Source organism: Arthrobacter sp. TRD_SC_6 (assembly GCF_055361185.1).
On the sequence record NZ_CM143953.1, the window covers coordinates 852,376 to 875,188 of the forward strand.

The window sequence follows — 22,813 nt, forward strand, 5'->3', positions numbered from 1 at the left end:
TCTTATGGTTGGTGAGCTTTCAGTCAACAGCGTCCGTTCAACAGCGGAATGAAACGTCACTTAGGGTTGCGTAGTGATCATCTTCCTGTGCGTCATCGGCGTTCTCGGTGTCGCAGCCTCCGGCCCCATCATGGCCGCCACGGCTGCTCCGGCCCTTGTGATCGCCTTCTGGCGGAACGCGTTCGGCGCAGTACTCATGGGTGTTCCGGCAGTCGTGAACCGGCGCAGCGAGTTCCGCGCCTTGAATGGAGTCGACTATCGGCGGCTGGTCATTGCTGCCGTCGCGCTGGCGCTCCATTTCGCGTGCTTCATCACCGCGCTGAAGCTGACCTCTGTAGCTGCCGCCACCGCGCTCGTCTGTCTGCAGGTGGCTTGGGTGGCGCTGCTCTCGGCCTTCCGGGGTGATCGCCCGGCTTCCGCTGTAGTCGCGGGCCTCGCGGTGGCGCTTGTCGGCGTCGTCGTTATTACCGGGTTTGACCTCACACTGTCGCCCGAAGCGCTCCTGGGGGATCTGCTTGCCGTCGCTGGCGGTGTGTTCGCGGCCATTTACATGATGGCCGGAGCCGAGCTTCGGCGCACTCTCTCCACAGGCACGTACACCACGCTGTGCTTTGGGGGTTGCGCCGCAATTCTGTTGGTCATGTGCGTGATTTTTGGGCAGTCACTGGTGGATTTCCCACCGATCGCCTGGGTAGGGATTATCGGCGTCACCATCGTTGCCCAGCTGATCGGCCACGCAGTGTTCAATCACTTACTCGCGGTGATCAGCCCGCTCGTCGTGTCGATGGTAATCCTGCTTGAGATTCCCGGCGCGACCATTTTGGCAGCCGTGTTCCTCGGGGAGCAGCTCCCGGCTGGGACCTACGTGGGTCTCGCCTTCATCCTGGCGGGGTTGGCGGTTGTGGTCCGTGGGCAGGCACGACGACGACGGCGGTCTCTGGTTCCTCCCGAAGAGGCGACACAGCCTCCGGCACTCGGCGGCAGCTAGCAGCGAGGGGTCCCCGCGCGAGCGGAGCGAGTGTGGGGTAGCTGTGACGCGCTAGCAGCGAGGGGTCCCCGCGCGAGCGGAGCGAGTGTGGGGTAGCTGTGACCCGCTAGCGCTGAGTCGTTGCCCGTGCGGACCTGGCGGTATGGACAGCTCGCAGCACCTTCGCGGGGTAGTAGATCGACATGAAGATGAGCATGGGCACCTTGAGCACCCGCTTGTTGATCTCGTGTGCACGGTACGTCCGGTCAAACCGGGTCACGTAGTACCGGTAGTCCTTCGGCGAATCCTCCAGGCGCCGGGCTGACATTCCACTCACCATGGTGGGGATGTAGCGAATAGTCAGATCCTGTTCAGCGAGGTGGAGGGACAGGTCTATGTCTTCGTGCATCTCGTCGCGTTCGTCCCGGCACGTGGAGTCGCGGATCTGTTCCCACGCGGTCCGCCGAAGCGCCATGTTGGATCCAAAGAGAAAGTGGTACTGGTTGCGGGCCAGCTTCAGGACGAGCTGGCGCATCTTGTCGTCAGCTTTCAAGCCCCACCGGCGCATGGGCATGTCGTAATAGACGACGGGTCCGGTGGCAGCGGCGACCTCAGGGTCTGCGAACCCAACCTGGACGGTTTCCACCCAGTCCGGCTCGAGGACGGAGTCGGCGTCGATGCGTCCCAGGACATCGCCAGTGGCCTGATCCAGACCGTAGTTGCGGGTCGGGATGAGGCCTTGCACGCCGTTTTGTTCAAGCAGCCTGATGGGGCTCTCCGGGTACTCGAGCTGCATCTGGCGAACTATGTCAGCGGTACGGTCGGTTGAACGGTTGCTGACCACCAGGATCTCGTGGGCCGGGAGAGATTGGTAGATCGTGGCGATGAGGCACTGCCTGATGACGCTTTCCTCGTTATACGCCGGAATCACTATCGATACGGACGGTTTGGCTGGCTGCACGGCGGTAAATCTATCACCGGCTCAAACGCGTTGAGCCGAATTAACGGAAAAAGCGGGAAAGATCCATCTATCGGAGGATCTTTCCCGCTTCCGTGGTCAGTGTTGCGGACTACGCGGTGGTGTCCTTAGGTGCGCTGGCGCCGTCGTCGGCTTTCGCGGCCGCACGCTCTGCAGCTTCCTTGATGTTGTTGACAGCCTGCTTGGCTTCACCGTTGTTCGCAACGTCGGAGACCGGCTTGGGTTCGATGGGAGCCGGCGTCTTCCAGGGATCCTCGACCGGCTGGGATGCCCGCCAGACGGCCACACCGGCCGTTACTGCCGCAGCGATGATGCCGAAGATCAGCCAGCCCTTGCCGCCCTTGCTTTTCTGGCGGCGCTTGAGGTCTTTGGCGGCGCGCTGCGCGGCGGCAACTGCTGCCTTCTGTGCCTTCTTGACTGCCTTCTTGTCACCGGTCACCTTGGTGATTACTCCTGCTACACCGGCAGGTACCGTTGCCGCTGCGAGCGTGCGCGACGCGGAATCTGCAACGTCGCTGAGGCGGTTGGATACGGCGGGGATGTACTCGTCAACCACGCGGTCGCGCGCCTGGTTGATGGCGGGTGTGGCGCGGTCCAGAGTTTCCTGGATACGCGGCGCGGTACCGTCAACCACCTTCGAGATCCGGGGACCAACGCGGTCGAGGCCTTCCTGGATGCGTGGAGTGACGGTGGCGATGCCATCTGAAAGCCCCTGCGCGGCGCGGTTGACGCCGTGCTGGATCTTAGGCCCGGCGGTTTCAAAGCCGCGCTCGACCCGCGGAGCTACCCAGCCCCTTGCAGCGTCCACTCTAGGAGCGGCCCAATCCCGTGCCGTGCCGACTCCCGTCAGAACGTTGTTCTCGAGCGTGCGGACAACGCTATCGGATTTCTTCACAACTACCTCCCAAGGATAGTGACTGTTGCTAGTCAGCCTACGTGCTAATTCCAGGTAGGTGCTATCAGGGTGTGCTTTTCCCAGCATTTTCACTGTGCGCTGAACCCCGGAGAACCGGGGAATCGTTGCACTCTACATGGAAGAATGGACGCCATGACAGCAATCGCTACAGCACATGCAACCATTCACACCAGCCTCGGTGACATCAAGGTGGAGCTCTACGGAAACCACGCTCCCAAGACGGTGAAGAACTTCGTTGGCCTAGCCACCGGAGACATCGCCTGGACCCACCCCAAAACCGGTGAGGAGAGCAATGCTCCCCTCTATGACGGAACAGTCTTCCACCGGGTGATCAAAGATTTCATGATCCAGGGCGGTGACCCGCTTGGCCAGGGCATCGGCGGCCCGGGCTACCAGTTCGACGACGAGATCAACCCCGACCTCGACTTCACCACCCCGTACAAGCTGGCCATGGCCAACGCCGGCCTTCAGGGCGGACGCGGAACCAACGGTTCGCAGTTCTTCATCACCTCGGTCCCCACCACATGGTTGCAGGGCAAGCACTCCATCTTCGGCGAGGTAAAGGACGAAGCCTCACGCGCCATCGTCGACCAGCTGAATGCCATCCCCACCGATGGACGCGACCGCCCTCTCGAGGACGTCGTTATCAGCAGCATCACGGTAGAGCAGGTCTAATAGTTCATGTCATATGGAATCCCGGCTGGCCAGCCGGACCACGTGGTACCCGTGTGCCCGCGCCACCCCGACAGGGTGAGTTACGTGCGGTGCCAGCGTTGCGGCAGGCCTACCTGCCCGGAGTGCCAGCGTCCGGCGGCCGTCGGGATTCAATGCGTTGACTGCGTCAATGAAGCACAGCGTCAGGTGCCGGTGCCCAAGACGCTATTTGGTGGCGCGGTGCGTCAGGGGCGCCCGCTGGTAACCTTCACCATCATCGGCATCTGCGCCGCACTTTTTCTGGCGCAGATGCTCATTCCTGACTTGACGCGCCACCTTCTCTACGCCGGCATTTACACTTCGGATGTCGCGCCGCCCGAGCCATGGCGCATGATCACCGCGGCATTCCTCCACTCCACAGGAGTGATAGTCCACATCGCATTCAACATGTACGCGCTGTGGATCATGGGCCAGGCGCTGGAGCCGGTGCTGGGCAGAGCACGGTTCCTGGCGCTGTATCTCATCGCTGCTTTTGGCGGATCGGTTGCCGTCCTCCTGCTGACCAATCCGTTGCAGGGCGTAGTTGGTGCTTCCGGTGCAGTATTCGGGCTTTTCGGCGCCATGTTCATAGTGCAGAAGCGGCGTGGTGGGGATGTTCGCCAGCTCGTGGTGCTCATCGCGATCAACGGGGTCCTGGGATTCGTGGTCCCCAACATCTCCTGGCAAGCGCACTTGGGTGGGTTGCTGACCGGTGCGGCGGCAGCCGCGATCATCGCCTACACGCCACGCGGCAAGAACCGTTCGCGCACCCAGTGGCTCGGTCTCGCCGGGCTTGCGGTGGTGCTGCTCGTTCTCACGTTTGTGGGCGCTAATTTAGTCTCTGTTCCCCTGTAGTTATCCACAGCGTTTATCAACATCGGGGATAACTTACACACATGTAATTCCACAGCTGTGGATAAGCCGATCATTGGGGTCCAGCGGATTCTGACTGAGATACCCCCAAAGTTACACACAGCTGTGGATAACTTGGTGCACAAGGTGTGTATGAAGGATGTGGGTGCGGTAGCAGCAACCCATTAGCTCGGGCTCAAACCCGCAGGGGACAGCAGGCGTGGGCAGACGGACTCAGCTGATGGCCTCGCGCACCTCGGCCAGGAGGCCGCGCATCACGGTTTCGGCAGCCTGCGCATCTCCGCGTTCGACGGCGGCAGCAACTGCCTCGTGGCTGGCCAGCGCCCGCTCACGCGGATTAGTTGGCATGAGTCCCTGATGGGTCCGGCCACGCAGTACTTCAGCCACCACCTCTTCCAGTGCCACAAACATCTCGTTGCCGGACGCGAGGAGCAACAGTGCGTGGAACCTGATGTCCACGTCAAGGAACTCCTCGAGGCGCCCGGCCTCACCCAGCTGCCGCAGTTGACGAGCCAAGCTGACGACGGCGGTGCGTTGCTCCGCCGTCGCATTCCTCGCTGCGGCTGCCGCCGCCACTGGTTCCACCGCACACCTCAATTCCGTGAGGCTACGGAACTGCCGTGAGCGGGAGGTGCCCTCCAGACGCCAGCGGATGACCCGCGCGTCGTACACGTTCCACTGCCCGGCCGGCTGCACCACAATTCCAACGCGTCGCTTGCTGAAGACCAGATTCATGGATTCGAGGATGCGCATGCAGTCCCGGATGACCGTCCGGGATACGCCAAACCGAGCCTGCAGAGCCTCGATGGTCAACCGTTCTCCTGCGGAGAGTTCCCCATTCACGATGCTCCGGCCCAGCTCGTCGATGATCCGGCTGTACATGACCTCGGCAACAGGTGCTGGGCCTTGTGGAGTCGACGACACTGTGTGACCTTTCCATAAGGAGGCTCGATGAACTCAGGATAGGGCGGGGAGGGCAGAATCCAAAGGTGGTATCTTTTGGCGCTCAATGGTGCTACCTTTTACGTCAGACGGCGCAGGACGGTGCGCGAAGTGAGAAGCGACGACAAAGGAGTCGGTATGGAATCACGGACACATCTGGTCATCATGGGTATCTCCGGATCAGGCAAGACCACCATCGCCACCGCGTTGTCGGAACGCCTCAAGTGGGATTACGCGGAAGCTGACGAGTTCCACTCGACAGAGAACATCGCCAGGATGACGCAGGGTATCGCCCTGACAGATGAGGATCGGCAGCCGTGGCTCACAGCAATTGCCCAGTGGATCAGCTCGAAAACTGCCGCCGGTGAGTCAACCATCGTGACGTGCTCCGCCCTTAAACGCAGCTACCGGGACATTCTTTCCTCAGCCGACGGCGATGTCCGGTTCGTGCACCTGCTTGGCGACGTCGAGCTCATCCGAACCCGCATGAAGACCCGCACGGGCCACTTCATGCCCGAGTCCCTGCTGCCGTCGCAGGTAAACACCCTCCAGCCCCTTCAGGTTGGTGAGAACGGCATCACCGTGATGAACGTCGGTACTCCCCTCGAGGTCACGGACTCCATCCTGCAGCAACTCGGCCTCCCGGCCTGACCCCTGTAACCCACTCAACGGAGAAGTATCCATGGAAATTGAAGGCTGGACACAGACGCTCGGCGCCGGTCCCCTTTTGCTAATCGCCGCAGCCGCAATCGCGGTACTGCTCTTTCTCATCATCAAGCTTCGGATCCACGCTTTTGTCGCGTTGATCCTGATCAGCCTTCTCACTGCTTTTGCCACTGGTATTCCCGCGAACCAGGTGGTACCGGTATTGACCGACGGCTTCGGTAGGACGCTGGCAACGGTCGCACTGCTGGTGGGACTCGGAGCGATGCTCGGACGGCTCGTCGAAACAAGTGGTGGAGCGAAAGTCCTCGCGGACTTTCTCATCGGCAAGTTTGGCGAGAAGCGGGCACCGCTGGCCCTCGGTGTCGCATCATTGATCTTTGGTTTCCCGATCTTCTTCGACGCCGGCCTGGTGGTGATGCTCCCGGTGGTCTTCTCGGTAGCCCGGCGCCTCGGCGGCGGTGTGCTCCGGTACGGATTGCCAGCGGCGGGTGCTTTCTCCGTGATGCACATCTTCGTGCCGCCCCACCCGGGACCGGTGGCAGCTTCCGAGTTCTTTGGAGCGAACGTCGGCCTGGTGGTTCTGGTTGGCCTGATCACCGCGATCCCCACCTGGTATGTCACTTCCTACCTTTTCGGGCTGTACATGGGTAAGCGGATCGTCCTGCCGGTTCCGGCGCTGCTGGGCCAGGCCGAGGAAGCACAGGAGAAGAACCCTCCGGCTTTCGGCACTGTGGTCGGCATTCTGCTCCTTCCCCTCGTCCTGATCTTCCTCAACACTGGCCTGAACGCCCTCAATGTCGGCGGAGCGTTGCCGGAGGGTAGCGCGGACCAAACCTGGTTCCAGGTGTTGCGCACGCTCGGTGAAACGCCGGTCGCCCTACTGATCGCGCTGCTGGTGGCTGCCTATGTACTGGGACGACGCCGGGGTGTGGAGAAGACTGCGCTTGAGAAGGTCCTGGAGTCGGCGCTCGGGCCCGTTTGCTCGGTCATCCTGATCACCGGTGCCGGCGGCATGTTCGGTGGAGTGCTCCGGTCCTCCGGCATCGGGGCGGCTCTCGAAGACGCACTGGGCGACCTCGGGATTCCCGTGATCCTCGCGGGCTTCCTCATCGCCGCCATCCTGCGCATCGCCCAGGGCTCCGCGACGGTCGCGCTCACAACCGCAGCCGGTCTGATCAGCCCGGCCATCGCGGCCGGCGGGTACAACGGAATCCAGTTGGCTGCGCTGGTCATCGCCGTGGCGGCAGGCTCAGTGGTGGTGAGCCATGTCAACGATTCCGGCTTCTGGCTGGTGGGCAGGTTCTTCGACATGGACGTCAAGACCACGTTCAAGACCTGGACCGTCATGGAGACCGGGATCGGCGTTATGGGCTTTGGCATTGCAGCAGTCGTGTTTGGCCTCGCGTCCCTCGGCTGACCTTCGAAACAGAAAAGCGGGCGTCTCCTCAAGGAGACGCCCGCTTCTTTGGTTGGCTATCAGCGCCAGCGAGTGGTCATGAGGAAGCCCACGATCGCGATTCCGAAACCAATCAGAATGTTCCATGAGTTGATCTCGGGAATCGGGAAGCGTGCTTCCGAGATGTAGTAGACCAGGATCCAAATGAGGCCGATGACCATCAGCCCGAACATGACGGGCTTGTACCAAACCGGATTGGGCTTGGGCTCCGCTGCGGAGGCGGGCGTCCTCGATTCGACCTGCTTCTTGCGGGACTTCGACTCGGGCACGGATCCTCCTTGACGGGCGGCTGGGTTGCCAGCTGCTGTGTTTGCGCTCATATGGCTTACAGGTGCGACGATCACACAAGCTATCCTTAAACAGGACTATTGTATCGGCACGGTTCTAGCTGCCCATTCTAGCTAAAGAACCGTCGCCGCGGCGCCGGACGGAGCACCGGAAGCAAGGAGAAGTGTGAGTGATCCCGGCGGCAGCGTTGCAGTAGCACGCCGCGACCGTCCGTCGAGGCCGCCAGCCCGGAACCGCCGTCGTCGTGGGTTCTTCCAAACGATGACCCAGGTATTCGGCGAATTGCTGATAACCGCGGGCCTCATCCTGCTCTTGTTTGTGGGCTGGGAGCTTTGGTGGACCAACATCGAGTCCAATGCCAAACAGGAAGAAGCGGTCGGACAGTTCTTCTCGGGTATCGAGATTCCGACCGCCCCAAGCGAGGGTAATAGCGACGACGAAGCCGCCGTACAGCCCGACGCCGCACCAGTCATGGCGCCTGCGCTGGACGGTGAAACGTTCGCCGTCGTCTACATTCCCCGATTCGGCGAGACCTACACCCGGCCGGTGACCAGCGGCGTCGGAACGGCAGTGCTGGACAACCTTGGACTGGGGCATTACCCGGAAACGGGGATGCCGGGAGAACTGGGCAACTTCGCACTCGCAGGGCACCGCCAGACCAACGGAGCGGTACTGGACAATATTCACACCCTGGTGCCGGGAGACCGGATCCACGTTCAGACCCGCGAGGGCTACTACACCTACGTCTACCGCAACACGCAGATTGTGCTGCCTGACCGGGTCGACGTACTCGCGCCGGTACCCACGCAACCCGGGGTCGAACCAACGGCACGGATCCTCACCCTGACCAGCTGCAACCCCCGCTTCGGAGCGCAGGAACGGATCATCGCGTACTCGGTGATGGAGTCCTTCCGCCCGCTGGAATCCGGTCCCCCAAGCGACATAGTCGAGCAAGTCGCCGAAGCCGTGAAAGGATCCGCCTGATGTACGGTTTCATCTTCCGGCTCCTCCCCGGGCCGCTCTGGTTGAGAATCACCTTCTCCATCCTCCTGATCGCAGCAGCGGTGGCAGTCCTGATGACCTGGGTGTTCCCGTGGCTCTCGCAATTCAACCCATTGACCGATTCAACGATTGGCTCGGAGTAACCATGAGCAACCCCACCCGAATCCTGGTTGTCGATAACTACGACAGCTTTGTCTACACGCTGGTCGGCTACCTGCAGGAGCTTGGCGCCGAAACCACTGTCGTGAGGAACGACGACGTCACGCTGGCCGAGGCGATTGCCCTTGCCGAAGCGCGCGACGGCGTCCTCATTTCCCCCGGGCCCGGCGCGCCCGCGGAGGCTGGCGTCTGCGTTGACCTGATCAAGTGGTGCGGGGAGAACGCGAAGCCGATGCTCGGCGTGTGCCTGGGCCACCAGGCGCTCGCGGAGGCGTACGGCGGATCAGTAACCCACGCTCCGGAGCTGATGCACGGTAAAACCTCACTCGTGGAGCACGATTCAACCAACGTCTTTGACGGCCTGAACTCCCCGCTGACGGCTACGCGCTACCACTCCCTCGCCGCCGTCGGGGATGTTCCCGCAGAGCTGCGAGTGACCGCGCGCACCGCGAGCGGCGTCATCATGGGCCTTGAGCACCGGACGGCGCCCCTGTGCGGAGTGCAGTTCCACCCGGAATCTGTGCTCACCGAGGGCGGCTACCGGATGCTGGGCAACTGGCTGGAATCGGCCGGCCTGAAGGGGGCTGCTGAACGGTCAGCTTCGTTGAGCCCGCTCATACACCAGTAATCAGCCGTTACCCTGCCCGCGTCCGCGCCCATTGTTGCCCCTGGCTTCTTCTTCTTCGGTGGGCGTGGGCTCCGGGGACGGCTGTTCTGTGGCTGGCGGCTCCTCCGGTTCCTCCTCCGCGGGCGCCACGGCGACGTAGATAACCACTTCGCTGCCCGGAGCGACGTTGGATTCCGCTTCGGGCTCCTGCCGCATGACGGTTCCGGGTTCGACGACGGCGTTCTCCTCCTCCTCGATGCGCGGCACGAGGGCGCGGACCGGATCCTCAAGGATGGTGACGGCTTCTGTCTGCGGCAGGTCAATGAGGCGGGGAACGGTCACGAGGCCTGTAGAGAGAATCAGGTTCACCTGGGAGTCTGCCGGCACGGTGGTTCCCGGTGCGGGATCGGTATCGACTACCCGCCCCGCCGGAATCGTGGCGCTGTTGGCCTCACTGACCGATCCGCCCCGAAGCCCGGCTGACTCCAGCGCGTCCCGCGCGGAAGATTCCGTCATTTGAAGGATGTCCTCGGGGATGACCCGGTTCGCTGATCCCTGCGAGATCCGGAGCGTGACAAGCGAGTCGGGGTCTACTTCGCTTCCGGCAGCCGGATCGGTCTCGATCGCCATTCCGGATTCGATTTCGTCATGGTAGGTACGCTCAACCTGCGGCCGAAGGCCAACGGCGGTCAAGGCATTGGTCGCTTCGGTTTCGTTCATGGACTCGACCGAAGGAACGGCCGTGAGGACGGGGGCAACGGGTTCGGTGTTGAGCGTGCTGAACAGTACGACGGCGCCAGCCGTCAGCAGCAGGGCCAACAGGACAACCAGGACTGCGATCCACCTCTTACCCCGGGAGCCGCGTCTGTCGTCGTCGTCCCGGTTTCCTACCGCAAGGGCCGTCGGGAGTGACCCCGTCGTCGTTTCTTCCGGCGCGGACTCCGCAGCGAAACTGCCGCCTGCGAACACCTTGGCCATGGCGCGGGTCTGCGGGGCGTCGCCGTCGAGAGTTCTGGTGGGAACCGCGGCAATCGCTTCCGTAGGGGCTGCGGGAGTAATTCCCTTTCGCGCCTCCACCAGCGCGGTGCGGAACTCCGCTGCACTCTGGAAACGCTGCCCCTTGTCCTTCTCGAGGGCGATCTGCAGGACGGACTCGATGGCGGCAGGGATCTCCGGGTTGAGCTTGCGTGCCGGAGTGGGGGCTTCGCGGACGTGCTGATAGGCAACGGACACCGGGCTGTCACCCACGAAGGGTGGACGGCCGGTAAGCAGCTCGTACAGCAGGCAGCCTGCTGAATACAGGTCACTGCGGGCATCCACTGTCTCACCGCGAGCCTGCTCGGGCGAAAGATACTGGGCGGTGCCGATCACTGCCTGCGTCTGCGTCATGGTGGCGGCGGAATCGGCGATCGCTCGTGCGATGCCGAAATCCATGACCTTTACCTGGCCCTCAGGGGTGATCATGACGTTCGCTGGCTTGATGTCCCGGTGCACAATTCCGGCGCGGTGGCTGTATTCAAGTGCGGACAAGACGCCAAGGACATACTCGACAGATGTTTCCGCGGTGAGCTCGCCGGCCTTCAGGAGGTCCCGGAGGGTCCGTCCCGCCACGTATTCCATGACGATGAACGGCACCCGGACGTCGTCGGCGCTCTGGCCCTCGACCTCTTCCTCACCGGTGTCGTACACCGAGACGATGGTCGGGTGGTTCAGCGCAGCAACCGCCTGCGCCTCGCGGCGGAAGCGCGACTGGAAGAGGGGGTCGCGGGCGAGATCCTGGCGCAACACTTTGATCGCGACAGAGCGACCCAAACGGATGTCACGACCGAGGTGCACATCAGCCATACCACCGCGGCCAATGAGCGCACCTACTTCGTAACGTCCATTCAGGACTTTGTCGCTGCTCACCTGGTGTACTCCCATCCTTGCTTAGGGCTGGCCTTGGCCAGGCGGTGTACTGCTCGGGCTCGGTGTTGGTGATGGAGGGGTCGGTGGGGCCTGTGTCTCTTCCGGGCCGGAGGAGATCGTGTATTGAACCACGGTGTCAGGGGCCACGTTGGTGCCCTCCTGCGGATTGACCTCAAGTACTGTGCCCGGTGCTTCCTCGGAAGGCTCCTCGCCAGCCCGCCGGAAGGTGAAGCCGGCGTTGGTCAGCGCCTCCTGGGCATCCGTCTCAGCAGCACCGATCAAGCCATCCGGCACAGCGATGGTTGCCGGGCCAGTGGAGAACGTCACGGTTATCGGATCCGTGAGGAGCCGCTCTCCTTCAGGAGAGACGCCCAGAACGAGGTTGGCTTCGACGTCGTCATTTTCACCCCGGGTGGTGATGTTTTGGAATCCACGGTTCGCCAGTTCAGCCACTACCTGATCGACATTCTGACCCTGGAACTCCGAAGAACTGATGGTCACTGTCTCCGGCGTCGGCTCGGGCGTCGTCGGCTCCGGCGTCGTCTCCTCGGGGCTTGGGCTTTCGCTGTCAGTTTCCGAAGGGCTCGCTGAGGTGGTGGTCGCCGGCGGGGGCGTGGGATCATCGTCACTGCCCGCGGTCAGCAGCGGCGCAATCAGGAACGCAGCCGCTACCAGTGCCCCGATGACGAGCAGGACAATCAACGCGATGAGCCAAGGGCTGCGGCCACGGGACTCCTCCTCGCGCTGCGGCTCCTCGTCAATATCTTCCTCGCTCCACTCACGCGATGCCGCCACTGCGCCGGCTCCCACCGCGGGGAGGGCCGACGTCGTCGGGGCTGGAACTACGCGGGTTGCGTTGGTGGGTGCTGGAACCGGTGCCGTCATGGGGCCCGTCGGGCTGCCGAACAGCAGCATTCCCGGGACCGCCGCTTCCGCTGCGCGGATGTCATTCCGCCGGATCGCAGCGACAGCCTCGGCCAACAGTTCCGCACTAGCGGGTCGATCAGCTGGATCCTTGGCGAGCATGGACGCGATGAGGGCGCGCACCGGCGTCGGGATCGTTTCAGGTAATGCTGGCGGCGCATCATTGACCTGCGCCAGGGCGATGGCGATCTGCGATTCACCTGAGAACGGCCGGCGGCCGGCAAGGAGCTCGTAGCCAATAACGCCAAGTGCGTAGATGTCGCTCGAGCCGGTGGCCGGTTGGCCGGTGGCCTGTTCTGGGGCAAGGTACTGCGCAGTGCCCATGACCTGGCCCGTCGCGGTGAGCGGCACCTGGTCGGCGATCCGTGCGATACCGAAGTCGGTGATCTTCACCCGTCCGTCCGGCATGATCAGCAGGTTGCCCGGCTTCACGTCCCGGTGCACCAAGCCTTGCGCGTGCGCAACGCTGAGCGCAGTTGCGGTCTGCCCGACGATGGAGAGCGTGCGGTCCGGGGACAGGATGTGTTCGCGTTCGATAATCGCGGACAGCGGCTGCCCCGGCACGAGCTCCATGACGAGGTACGCGGAGCCGCCTTCTTCGCCGTAGTCAAAGACGTTGGCGATGCCCTCGTGGTTGAGCAAGGCGGTGTGGCGCGCTTCAGCACGGAACCGGTTGAGGAAGCCGGGATCACCGGTGTATTCCTCTTTCAGGATCTTGATGGCCACAATGCGGCCAAGTACCTGATCCCGGGCCTTCCAGACCTCTCCCATGCCACCGATGGCGATGCGATCAGTGAGCTGGAACCTGCCGCCTAACGTGATACCCGAAGTAGGCCTCACCTATTCAACACCGCCTCTATGAGTCTCTTGCCGTTTGGACTAGTCAGTTGGGCACCCGTGGTGAGATCAACATCCTGCATCACGATTGATACAACCACTTCCGGATCATCTGCCGGAGCAAAACCTGTGAACCAGGCGTTGTCGCCCTGCTCTGGAACCTCCGCCGTGCCGGTTTTACCTGCAACCGCCACTCCGGGCACAGCCGCCTCCCGGGCGGTTCCATTCTCGACGACGTTGACCATCCAGTCGGTGAGTAGGTTGGCGTTGTCAGCGCTCATCGATTCGCGGAGGACTTCCGGCTCGGGCTCATTAATGATCGCAAGGTCAGGGGCACGGACGGCTTTCACCAGGTTCGGTTTCATGAGCACGCCATCATTGGCGATTGCTGCGCTGACCATCGCCATCTGGAGGGGGGTGATAGCGGTGCTGAACTGGCCGATGGAGGCCTGTGCAAGTTGCGCCTGATCCATGCCGGTGGGGAACTGGCTGGCAGCGACCTCGACCGGTATGCCGAACGTCTCGCCAAAGCCGAAGTCCTGAGCCTGTTCCAGCACTGTCTCTTCGCCGAGCTCCCACGCCACCTGCGCAATCGGAGTGTTGCAGGACTGCTCCAGAGCGAACTCGAGAGTGGCCTCAGTACGCGAAGCGCAACCGCCGTTCACGAAGTTAGGCAGCCCGACGTCGGTGTTCGGCAGATCAAGCACGGCCGGATTGGGAATAGTGGATTCCGCATCGAAATCGCCTGATTCGAGGGCGGCTGCGGCCACCACGATCTTGAATACGGAGCCTGGTGCGACCAGGGATTGGGTGGCCGGGTTGAAGTTAACCGACAGACCGGGGATCTGTGACAGCTCTTCGAGGTTCTGCAATGCCTGTGTGGTGTTGTGGGTGGCCAGCAGGTTGGGATCATAGGACGGCTTCGAAACCATCGCGAGAATGTTGCCGGTGTTAGGTTCCATTACCACGATGGAGCCCTGCTGACCCTCGGGAATCATGTCCCAGGCCATCTGCTGCAGTTGGGGATCGATGGTCAGTTCCACTGAAGCGCCCTGCTCCTCAGCACCGGAGAGCATCCTCGTGATCCGGTCGAGGAACAGATCCTCGCTGTCGCCGGATAACTCTGGATTGAGCTTGCCCTCAAGCTGAGTTGCTCCGGTGGCAAGTGAGAAGACGCCGGTGAGATGCGCGTACATCTCGGGTTCGTTGTACACGCGCTGGAACTTGAACTGGTCATCGGAGGGCACCGATTCGACGATCGGATTGCCATCCACCAAGATGGCTCCGCGGTTCTTTCCGTAGTCCTCCAGGACGTCGCGGTTGTTCCAGTCGTTTCCTTCCAGCGCGGAGGCTTCAAAGAACTGAACGAAAGTCAATGAGCCGAGCACCAGCGCAAACATGCTGATTGCTACGATCCAGGAGCGTCGGATGGCCTGATTCATGCGCTGACCTCCCGTGTGTTCTGAGTATTTGGATTGTCCTCATCCGGGTTGCCTTCGGGGAAGGTTTCGCGGAGCGGGCCCTTGACTGCCGGGCGCCGGGCGGTTTCGGAGACCAATAGCAGCAGAGCCACGATGATCCAGTTTGCAAGCAATGACGAACCGCCGGCTGACATGAACGGCGTTGTGAGGCCGGTCAGGGGGATTAGGCGGGTTACGCCGCCGATCACCACGAAGCACTGCAGCGCGATGGTGAATGACAGGCCGCAGGCAAGCAGCTTGCCGAAACCGTCCCGGGTTCCGAGCGCTGCGCGGAAGCCGCGGGAAACAAGCAGGACGTACAGCAGGACGATGGCAACGAGCCCAACAAGCCCGAGCTCCTCACCCAGGGCCGCGATGATCATGTCGCTGTTGGCGTAGGTCACGAGGTCCGGCCGACCCTGCCCCAAGCCAGTTCCGACGAGCCCACCGTTGGCGAGGCCGAACAGTCCTTGAACAACCTGGCCGCTACCGCCGGGGTTGCGGTTGTAGACCTCAGAATCGAAGGCGTTGACCCAGCTGTCGATCCGGAGCGCGACGTGGCTGAAGAGCTGCATTGCTACGTACCCGCCGACGCCGATCATCGCCAGGCCTATGAGCACCCAACTGACCCGGGAGGTGGCAACGTAGATCATCGCCATGAAGAGGCCGAAGAAGAGGATGGAAGAGCCAAGGTCCCGTTGGAAGATGAGCACGCCAATGCTGACCAGCCACGCCGCGACCATGGGTGCCAGATCCCTGAACCGGGGAAGCTGAAGAGGGCCCAGCTTTTTTCCGGCAAGAAGGATCAGGTCGCGGTTGGTCGATAGATACCCTGCAAAGAATATGGCAAGAGTGATCTTGGCAATTTCACCGGGCTGGAAGGTTCCAAAACCCACGCTGATCCAGATGCGCGCTCCATTGATCTCGAGCCCGAGCGGTGTAAGCGGCAGGAGCAGAAGGACGGCGCTGACGATCAGCGAGATGTAAGTGAAACGCCTGAAAAATCGATGGTCTCTGAAGATGATCAGGGTGGCGATAGCCGCTGCCATCGCGACTGTGGTCCACAGGAACTGGCTGGGCGCGACGGGATTGACACCAGCGGGCAAGGACAGATCCAGCCGGTAGATCATTGCCAGCCCGATGCCGTTCAGGGCGATCACGATCGGGAGTATAACCGGATCGGCATACTTCGCACGGAAGCGGAGGACAACGTGGAAGACCAGTGCCAGGCCCGTGAGAGTGCCACTTTGCAGCCAAAACGCGGAATCGAACGGGTTCTCCTTGTCAAGGCCCACTATCCAGTTGGCGCCTATTCCTACGGCAAGGGCGACAATCAGCAGTAGCGCCTCGACATTGCGCCGAGGCTTGGGCACTGTCAGTACATCGCTCATTGGGCTGCACCTCCACAAAGGGCGGGCTCGCCCGGATCGGCTTCTGCAGTAGCAGATGCGCTCGGTTCAGCGCTGGAACGAGGTCGGGGAGAGGCGCTTGAGGTTGCGCTTGGACTTGCGGTGGAGCTTGGGTCAGCGGAAGCGCTCGGTTGAGTAGTGGAGCTCGGTTCTGCAGAAGCTGACTCGCGAGGGCTGGCCGATGTCGATCCGCTCGGAGATGGTGACGGACTCGCAGAAGGGCTGGGGTCATCGGCAGGCGGGCATGGAATGGCGCGGAGGGACTGGCGCAGGTCCTCCACGATGTTTTGCGCGTGCTCCAGGTCCCGCGCCGCGAGGGTGTTTTCAAGGCGGTTCCGTTGGAATTGGGGAAGGCTTGAGACAGGTATGTCGGTGGTCTGGTCAACGTGGCTAAGGGGGAGGGGGCCAAGCGTCTGGGCGACACCGTTGTAGATCGTGACGTTGTTCTCGTAAACGGCGACGTAGTAACGGGTCTGCGTCCAGCTGTATCCGAACCAGAGCACGGATGCGAGGATCAGTGCCATCAGGCCGACGATCGCGGGCATAAGCCACCTGCGCCTGCGCGGTGAGGAATCTTCGTCTGGCTCGTCGCCGTCCGAAGTGCCACCAGCTTCCGCTTTGTGGGTGAGCGCCATCATCGCCGCCCGCCGCTCGGTGGAACGCTGGGTGACGATCGGGATCTGTCCCGTTTCAGTGGCCAGTGCGGCGGAACCGACGAGCGTGTGGGGGCGGGAGGAAAGATCTTCCCGAATGACGTCGGCGCGAATCGCAGCGCCGGGGGCGTCGTCGTCGGGCCTTGTCTCCCCTTCGCCCTTCTCACCGGCCGCAGTCCTCGCGGGCGGCAGGGCGGTAAGCGCGGCAGTCCGGAGATCTTCGGGAGAAGCGGTATCAACATCGACGACGACGACGGTCACATTGTCCGGGGAACCGCCTGCAAGCGTGAGCTCGACGAGGGTGTCAACGCAGACGGTCCGATCCGAGGTCTCCCGGAGGATCCGTTCAATGGTTTGGTCATTGAGGACGGCGTTCAGGCCGTCCGAACACAGCAGCCAGCGGTCCCCTGGCGTCGCTTCGTAGGTGGCCAGGTCCAGTTCAGGGCTGGCATCAACGTCCCCCAGTACCCGCATCAGCACGTTCTTGTGCGGATGGATGTCTGCTTCTTCGGGCTTCAGCCGGCCCTCGTCAATGAGGCGCTGCACGAAGGTGTGGTCGACGCTCACCTGCTCGAAGGTGTCATCCTTCAGGCGGTAGGCACGTGAGTCGCCGATATGCGCGAAGGAAATCTGGTCATCGTTCAGCAGCATTGCCGTAACGGTGGTTCCCATGCCCGCGAGGTGTGGATTGGTGCTGACGAGCTCGGAGAGCAGGGAGTTGGCAGTCTGAATTTCGTCGGCAAGGTAGGTGCCGGCGTCGTCGTCGTAATCCTTGCGGTCCAGGTGCACGAGGTCGAGGACCGTGGACGCCGACGCGATGTTTCCGCCCGCATGACCGCCCATGCCGTCCGCTACGACGGCCAGGTAACGGCCGGCGTAGGCGGAATCGTCATTCTTTTGGCGGACCATGCCCACATCGGAGCGGGCCGCGAAACGGAAAACCAGGGCCATGGACTAGGGCCTCAACTCGATGACCGTCTTACCGATCCGAACAGGAACTCCGGGCTCAACGGGAAGCGCACGCGTGAGCTGGTTGCCGCCCAGGAAGGTGCCGTTGGTGGACCCGAGATCCTCGATAAACCACCTGCTGCCCTGTGGGAACAGCCGGGCATGGCGGCCGGAGGCGTAATCATCCTCCAGCACCAGGGTGGCTTCCTGGGCGCGTCCCAGAAGAATTGGGCTCGACGAAAGGTCCAGTGTGGTCCCGGTCAAGGGGCCCTCGGTGACTACCAGCGAGCGGACCTGCGGACGCGACGGCGGTTCCTCCACCAGTTCCGGGTGCTTGCGCGCCTGCCGGGCAGAAGGCGTACCAGTGCGGTTTCGACGCCCGACCACGAGGTCGCGGCGGAGCGCGCTGACCACACTGAGGACAAGGACCCAGATCAGCAGGAGGAAGCCGTACCTCAGCACGGTTTCTGTCAGTTGGCTAAGTTCACTCATCCTTGGCGGCCACCGTTCTGCACGGGAACAAGTCGGAAAGTAATGCGGGTGCGGCCCATGGTGATCACTGAGCCGTCGGTGAGTTCAGCGTCACCGTGGACGCGCTGGCCATTCACATAGCTGCCGTTGGTGGAACCCAGGTCAACGGCCTGGGCCGAGCCCTGGCCTGCGCGGATTTCGAGGTGGCGGCGGGAGACGCCGGTGTCGTCGATGAGGATGTCCGCTTCCGACGAACGGCCCAGCACCACTGAACCTGCGTTGAGCGAGTAGCGCCGGCCATCGATGTCCAGAATTGGCTGGTACCGGGTGGGCTGGCGGCTCGGAACGTTTGGCGCGGCCGGCCGCCGCGGGCCCCCCTGCTGCTTTTCGGTGCTGGAGTCTATTTCGAAGCTGCCGGCCTTGAGGTCTGAATCCCGGGTGAAGGAAACCCGTACGGGACCCTGCAGCGTGTAGTTCTGGCTGTTGACGTGCTTGATGACGACGTCACACAGTTCCTCAGCCAGGGTGGATCCCCATTCCTGGGCGAGGGTGAAGTCGGAATCAGAGAGCCGCGCGGTGAACACGTTGGGTGCGAGGGTGCGTCCCTGGGAAAGGGTCATTGACCTGTTGTCGAGTTCCCGGCGAAGCGCACTGGCGATCTCGACCGGTTGTACCTGGGAGCGGGAACCCGTTGAGAAGGCACCACGGACCATCTTCTCCAGCCCGCGTTCCACGTTGTCCAGTAAGCCCATGTCCAACCTCCTCACCTGCATGTTTGACCGCGGGAACGTGCCCATTTCGAACAGTATGGGGGCACGCGGGATCGCGGCTGTCTTGGCTTGATACTACTTGGGCGTCCTGTGAATGGCCTTAACCGTGGTCTCTCCGCCCTCGATTACTGATAACGATTCCGACTGCCGCAAAGTTGCTGTCGGTGCTCCAACTCACGTCTGCGCCAAGCGTTTAGGTGTTTTCGACGGGCCTCCGTTATGCTTATTTCTGCTGTTCTTAGGACTATTTCTTACACGCGCGAGTGGCGGAACGGCAGACGCGCTGGCTTCAGGTGCCAGTATCCGAAAGGGTGTGGGGGTTCAAATCCCCCCTCGCGCACGTCGAATTGAAGCGCTCCGGCCGTATGGTCGGGGCGCTTTTTCTTTGCGGTTTTCTTTGCAGCGATACGGCTCGCGGATCATCGGAAGTCACGGGATTTAGTGGCTGCCTTCAAACGTAGAATCTCGAATTTGTCCGCCACCAGGTTCACCACCCCTTCATCAGACCGTTCCAGCATGCCGCGGACCAGCACACTGCTTGCTTCCCTGGCTATGCGGCGGTACCGCTGCCAGACCCCAACGGAGCAGATGACATTGACCAATCCGGTCTCATCCTCCAGATTCATGAAGGTGATGCCGCTTGCGGTGGCAGGACGCTGCCGGTGGGTGACGACCCCACCGACTTCCACGCGCTTTCCCGACTCGGCGGTCAGGAGGTCGGCAGCGCTCAGTGCGCCCCGGCGTCGTAATGCTTGCCTGGCATGGCGAACGGGGTGGTCATCGGTGGTGATGCCGGTTGACCACAGATCAGCAGCTACGCGGTCGACGTCGGTGAGGTCCGGGAACAGCGGCGGCTGGATGTAGACAGTGGTCCCCTTGATTTGCCCTTCGCGTTCGGTGGAAGCTGGCCCGGCATTCCAGAGCGCTTCACGTTGGGACAGCCCCAGGGAATCAAAGGCTCCCGCGGCAGCCAGCGCCTCGATTTGGCCGGAATTCAGTTCTGTCCGGCGGGCGAGGTCGCCCATGCTCTCGAAGGGGCCGTTGGCAACACGCTCCTCGACGATGGTTTTCGCCAGCTTCTTGCCGATCGACTGCACGCTGTCCAGTCCGAGACGCACCGCGAAGTTGCCATCCCGTCGGTGGGCGTCGGAGTCGAAGGGGATGCTGCGGTCGAATTTACCGACGGGGGGCTGATCGAAGTTGAGGCAGGAATCGGGCCCTGTGGGGCCAGCGTCGCTGTGTTCGTGCTTCAGTCCCAACTCGACCTCCAACTCAAGATCCGCATGGATTTCCGAGAGCAGAATGTCGGGGCGAAGCACCTTGACGCCGTGCCTGCGGGCATCGGCCACCAGGGTTTGGGGTGAGTAGAAGCCCATGGGCTGGGCACGCAGGAGTGAGGCGAGGAATGCGCCGGGGTAGTGGAGGCGCAGCCAGGCGCTGGCGTAGACGAGCAGCGCGAAACTGATGGAATGGCTTTCGGCGAACCCAAAGTTGGCGAAGGCCTGGATTTTCCGGTAAACCGAATCGGCGACCTCGCCGGTAATGCCGTTCTCCTTCATGCCCGCGTAGAGCTTGTCCTTGATGGTGTCGATTCGTTCGAGCCCGCGTTTGGAGCCCATCGCACGGCGAAGCTGGTCGGCGTCGGCACCCGAGCAGTTCCCCACCACCATGGCCATCTGCATGAGCTGTTCCTGGAAAAGCGGCACACCGAGGGTCCGTTTCAGCACGGGCACCAGCTTGGGGTGGAGGTAGCTTTCCTCCTCTTCACCCATTTTCCGTTTGATGTAGGGGTGCACTGCTCCACCCTGGATGGGCCCGGGACGCACCAGCGCCACTTCGATGACGAGGTCGTAGAACCGGCGTGGCTGTAACCGCGGAAGCATGCCCATCTGGGCGCGGCTCTCCACCTGGAACACGCCGATGGAGTCGGCGAAGCACAGTTGATCGTAGACGCCCTGTTCCTCCCGGGGGATGGTGTGCAGCGTCCACTCTTCGCCGAAGTGCTTCTTCACGAGGTCGAAGTTGTACTGGATGGCGGCCATGATCCCAAGGCCCAGCAGATCGAATTTGACCAGGCCCATCCAGGCGCAGTCGTCCTTATCCCATTGCAGGACGGTACGGCCGTCCATGCGCCCGTGCTCGATGGGGCAGACCTCGCCGACAGGGCGGTCGGTCAGGACCATTCCGCCCGAGTGGATGCCCATGTGGCGGGGAAACTTCAGCACTCCCTGCGCCAGTTCCACCACGGATTCGGGGATGTCGTGGTCATCGCTGGAGACCAGGCCGCCCCAACGTTCAACCTGCTTGGACCAGGCATCCTGCTGTCCGGGGCTGTGCCCGAGTGCCTTAGCCATGTCCCGTACCGCGAACTTTGGGCGGTAGGTGATGACGTTGGCCACCTGTGCCGCGTTGAACCGCCCGTACTTCTGGTAGACGTACTGGATGACTTCCTCGCGGCGGTCGGAGTCGAAGTCAACGTCGATATCCGGTTCCTCATCCCGAAGGCTGGAGAGGAACCGTTCGAAGGGAAGTTCGTAGTGGATGGAGTCGACGGCGGTGACCTCCAGGAGATAGCACACCGCGGAGTTTGCGGCGGATCCGCGCCCTTGGCACAAAATCCCCCTGCTGCGTGCAAAGCGGACCAGGTCATGGACGATCAGAAAATAGCCGGGGAAGTCCTTCTCCTCGATGACCTTCAGTTCCTTCTCGATGCGTTCCCGGACGTCATCACCGCGGCCCGCATAGAACTTCGCGGCACCTTCCCACACCAGCTTCCGCAACCAGCTCATTTGGGTATGGCCTGCAGGGAGATTCAGTTTCGGTAGCCCGGGTTTGACGCTCCTCAATGTGAACGCGAGTTCATCCGCCAGTTCCACCGTCCGTTCCACTGCTCCCGGATAAGCGGCGAAACGCGCAGCCATTTCTGCACCACTGCGCAAATGAGCTGCTCCCGACGACGGCAGCCATCCATTCATGTCATCAAGTGACCTGCGGGCCCGGACGGCCGCGAGGGCTGTGGCCACCTTGTGCTGTTGAGGCACGGCATAGTGCACGTTGTTGGTGGCCACAACGGGAAGTTTCAACCGGGCGGCGATAGCAGCCAGGGCATCATTGTGCGTGCTGTCCAGGGGATTGCCGTGGTCGTAGAGTTCGACGGCGACATTACCCGCCCCGAACAGGTCAACCAGCCGCTTGGCTTCCCGCTCAGCTTCCTCGATGCCTTCATTGACCAGTGCGTGCCGGACCGTTCCTTTGCGGCACCCCGTGAGGATCATCCAGCTGTTCTCCGCCCTACCTGCAAGCTCGCTGAGGTTGTAGCGGGGCTTGCCCTTCTCGGCGTCGGGCTTCAGCTGGGCTTCAGTGATCGCAGCGGCAAGCCGGTGATAGCCCTGTGTCCCGCGGGCAAGGATGAGCAGGTGCCTGCCCTCCGGATCAGGCTCCCCGTTTTGCGGCTTGCTGAGCTCGAGTGAGAGTTCGGTGCCGTAGATGGTGGACAGCCCGGGATGCTTTTCTGCCGCTTCGGCGAGGTGGACGATGCCGTAGAGGCCGTCATGGTCCGTCAACGCCAGCCCGTGGAGGCCGAGCCGATGGGCTTCCTCGACCAACTGTTCCGGGCTGGCGGCGCCGTCGAGGAAGCTGAAGTTCGAGTGGGCGTGCAGTTCCGCGTAGGGCACCACGGGTCCGGTTGGCGCCGGAGCCGGCTCCTCTGGCGGCAGGTATGGGTGGCGCTTGAGCGACCAGGCAGGGCTGTCTCCGCCGTCGGCGCCGAGGGGAGGCGCGCCCTGGGGAGGTGGGCCGGGACGACGGCGGTCCGAGAGCGTCCGCTCGAATTCCGACCAGGGGATGGGCGGGTTATTGAAGCCCATTCAGGCCCACCCCGCAGAA

20 protein-coding genes and 1 tRNA gene are annotated in these 22,813 nt (G+C 62.5%); 9 read left to right on the forward strand and 12 right to left on the reverse strand.

From position 1 onward, the window contains the following. The first annotated feature begins 73 nt into the window (after positions 1 to 73). Positions 74 to 988, forward strand: coding sequence for a DMT family transporter (locus tag ACWA1U_RS04150; RefSeq protein ID WP_463724086.1), 915 nt, complete (start codon positions 74 to 76; stop codon positions 986 to 988). A gap of 106 nt (positions 989 to 1,094) precedes the next feature. Here the strand turns inward: ACWA1U_RS04150 and ACWA1U_RS04155 are convergent, their stop codons facing one another. After that, complete coding sequence (locus ACWA1U_RS04155; RefSeq protein WP_463724087.1) at positions 1,095 to 1,928, reverse strand: glycosyltransferase family 2 protein; 834 nt, start codon at positions 1,926 to 1,928, stop codon at positions 1,095 to 1,097. 109 nt (positions 1,929 to 2,037) lie between these two features. After that, positions 2,038 to 2,841: a hypothetical protein gene (locus ACWA1U_RS04160; RefSeq protein WP_463724088.1), complete on the reverse strand. Its 804-nt coding sequence runs from the start codon at positions 2,839 to 2,841 to the stop codon at positions 2,038 to 2,040. A gap of 153 nt (positions 2,842 to 2,994) precedes the next feature. On the opposite strand from ACWA1U_RS04160, the gene ACWA1U_RS04165 reads away from it, so the two are divergent. Beyond that, positions 2,995 to 3,537, forward strand: a complete 543-nt coding sequence (locus tag ACWA1U_RS04165) for a peptidylprolyl isomerase (protein WP_463724089.1) — start codon at positions 2,995 to 2,997, stop codon at positions 3,535 to 3,537. A gap of 192 nt (positions 3,538 to 3,729) precedes the next feature. After that, on the forward strand, positions 3,730 to 4,410 hold the full coding sequence (locus ACWA1U_RS04170) for a rhomboid family intramembrane serine protease (RefSeq protein ID WP_463724090.1): 681 nt from the start codon (positions 3,730 to 3,732) through the stop codon (positions 4,408 to 4,410). 231 nt (positions 4,411 to 4,641) lie between these two features. Here the strand turns inward: ACWA1U_RS04170 and ACWA1U_RS04175 are convergent, their stop codons facing one another. Continuing rightward, entirely contained in the window at positions 4,642 to 5,352 is a 711-nt protein-coding gene (locus ACWA1U_RS04175) for a FadR/GntR family transcriptional regulator (protein ID WP_463724091.1), read from the reverse strand. A gap of 156 nt (positions 5,353 to 5,508) precedes the next feature. Here ACWA1U_RS04175 and ACWA1U_RS04180 point away from each other — a divergent pair, with 156 nt between their 5' ends. Further along, on the forward strand, positions 5,509 to 6,021 hold the full coding sequence (locus ACWA1U_RS04180; protein ID WP_463724092.1) for a gluconokinase: 513 nt from the start codon (positions 5,509 to 5,511) through the stop codon (positions 6,019 to 6,021). A gap of 31 nt (positions 6,022 to 6,052) precedes the next feature. Further along, the gene (locus ACWA1U_RS04185) at positions 6,053 to 7,453 is read left to right on the forward strand and encodes a GntP family permease (RefSeq protein ID WP_463724093.1); all 1,401 of its coding nucleotides are present in this window, start codon (positions 6,053 to 6,055) and stop codon (positions 7,451 to 7,453) included. 59 nt (positions 7,454 to 7,512) lie between these two features. Here ACWA1U_RS04185 and ACWA1U_RS04190 read toward each other — a convergent pair whose 3' ends face one another. Then, positions 7,513 to 7,761 (reverse strand): cell division protein CrgA, encoded by a 249-nt coding sequence (locus tag ACWA1U_RS04190; protein ID WP_463724094.1) that lies wholly within the window; start codon positions 7,759 to 7,761, stop codon positions 7,513 to 7,515. Positions 7,762 to 8,041: 280 nt separating this feature from the next. Here ACWA1U_RS04190 and ACWA1U_RS04195 point away from each other — a divergent pair, with 280 nt between their 5' ends. The 3 genes from ACWA1U_RS04195 to ACWA1U_RS04205 are packed head-to-tail and all read left to right on the forward strand — an operon-like array spanning position 8,042 to position 9,569. Then, positions 8,042 to 8,764, forward strand: coding sequence for a class E sortase (locus ACWA1U_RS04195; protein ID WP_463724940.1), 723 nt, complete (start codon positions 8,042 to 8,044; stop codon positions 8,762 to 8,764). Then, the gene (locus ACWA1U_RS04200; protein ID WP_463724095.1) at positions 8,764 to 8,925 is read left to right on the forward strand and encodes a hypothetical protein; all 162 of its coding nucleotides are present in this window, start codon (positions 8,764 to 8,766) and stop codon (positions 8,923 to 8,925) included. Before ACWA1U_RS04195 ends, ACWA1U_RS04200 begins: the two co-directional genes overlap by 1 nt. A 2-nt stretch (positions 8,926 to 8,927) precedes the next feature. Continuing rightward, positions 8,928 to 9,569 carry an anthranilate synthase component II gene (locus ACWA1U_RS04205; RefSeq protein ID WP_463724096.1) on the forward strand — a complete coding sequence of 214 codons (642 nt, stop codon included), beginning with the start codon at positions 8,928 to 8,930 and terminating at the stop codon, positions 9,567 to 9,569. On the opposite strand, the gene pknB is transcribed toward ACWA1U_RS04205, so the two are convergent. From pknB to ACWA1U_RS04240, 7 genes are read right to left on the reverse strand one after another with little or no spacing between them, the layout of a single operon-like run. Next, on the reverse strand, positions 9,570 to 11,471 hold the full coding sequence (pknB, locus tag ACWA1U_RS04210) for a Stk1 family PASTA domain-containing Ser/Thr kinase (protein ID WP_463724097.1): 1,902 nt from the start codon (positions 11,469 to 11,471) through the stop codon (positions 9,570 to 9,572). A gap of 6 nt (positions 11,472 to 11,477) precedes the next feature. Continuing rightward, positions 11,478 to 13,220: a protein kinase domain-containing protein gene (locus ACWA1U_RS04215; protein WP_463724098.1), complete on the reverse strand. Its 1,743-nt coding sequence runs from the start codon at positions 13,218 to 13,220 to the stop codon at positions 11,478 to 11,480. Next, positions 13,217 to 14,659 (reverse strand): peptidoglycan D,D-transpeptidase FtsI family protein, encoded by a 1,443-nt coding sequence (locus tag ACWA1U_RS04220; RefSeq protein WP_463724099.1) that lies wholly within the window; start codon positions 14,657 to 14,659, stop codon positions 13,217 to 13,219. The genes ACWA1U_RS04215 and ACWA1U_RS04220 overlap by 4 nt, the downstream gene beginning before the upstream one ends. Then, positions 14,656 to 16,068 carry an FtsW/RodA/SpoVE family cell cycle protein gene (locus tag ACWA1U_RS04225; RefSeq protein ID WP_463724100.1) on the reverse strand — a complete coding sequence of 471 codons (1,413 nt, stop codon included), beginning with the start codon at positions 16,066 to 16,068 and terminating at the stop codon, positions 14,656 to 14,658. Before ACWA1U_RS04225 ends, ACWA1U_RS04220 begins: the two co-directional genes overlap by 4 nt. Then, entirely contained in the window at positions 16,065 to 17,690 is a 1,626-nt protein-coding gene (locus ACWA1U_RS04230) for a PP2C family protein-serine/threonine phosphatase (protein WP_463724101.1), read from the reverse strand. The genes ACWA1U_RS04225 and ACWA1U_RS04230 overlap by 4 nt, the downstream gene beginning before the upstream one ends. Positions 17,691 to 17,693: 3 nt before the next feature. Next, complete coding sequence (locus ACWA1U_RS04235) at positions 17,694 to 18,179, reverse strand: FHA domain-containing protein FhaB/FipA (RefSeq protein WP_463724102.1); 486 nt, start codon at positions 18,177 to 18,179, stop codon at positions 17,694 to 17,696. Next, complete coding sequence (locus ACWA1U_RS04240) at positions 18,176 to 18,910, reverse strand: FhaA domain-containing protein (RefSeq protein WP_463724103.1); 735 nt, start codon at positions 18,908 to 18,910, stop codon at positions 18,176 to 18,178. The genes ACWA1U_RS04235 and ACWA1U_RS04240 overlap by 4 nt, the downstream gene beginning before the upstream one ends. Before the next feature lie 275 nt (positions 18,911 to 19,185). On the opposite strand from ACWA1U_RS04240, the gene ACWA1U_RS04245 reads away from it, so the two are divergent. Next, positions 19,186 to 19,268: transfer RNA gene (locus tag ACWA1U_RS04245), tRNA-Leu, on the forward strand. Between the two features lie 79 nt (positions 19,269 to 19,347). Here ACWA1U_RS04245 and ACWA1U_RS04250 read toward each other — a convergent pair. Beyond that, positions 19,348 to 22,794, reverse strand: coding sequence for an error-prone DNA polymerase (locus ACWA1U_RS04250; RefSeq protein ID WP_463724104.1), 3,447 nt, complete (start codon positions 22,792 to 22,794; stop codon positions 19,348 to 19,350). Positions 22,795 to 22,813 lie beyond the last annotated feature (19 nt).